1 protein-coding gene is annotated in these 287 nt (G+C 38.3%); it reads right to left on the minus strand.

The genetic code is table 11. The annotated features are described in order from the left end of the window. Positions 1 to 287: winged helix-turn-helix domain-containing protein (locus CVN76_RS02345; protein WP_198512442.1), on the minus strand; the 287-nt coding region annotated here is incomplete at both ends.

A 287-nucleotide genomic window follows, 5' to 3' on the forward strand; every position in this document is an offset into this window, starting at 1 on the left:
TCCGTGTATCTTTTTCCAGTTTTTTTCGTAACGTGCGGATATGTACCATAACGGTATTTCCACTTTCAAAATAAGCTTGGTCCCAAACGTGCTGGAAAATGTTTTCCACACTATAAACCTTCTTTGGATGACTGGCCAATAAATGCAAAATATCAAACTCCTTTGGGGTAAGTTCAATGTTTTCACCATATAAATTTACGGTGCGCTGATCAGGAGAAATAACCAGCCCGCCAAATTCCAAGTTCATTTTATGATCTGTTTTTGGTTGATTAAGCTTCGTAAAGCGC

Source organism: Bacillus sp. mrc49 (assembly GCF_002803435.1).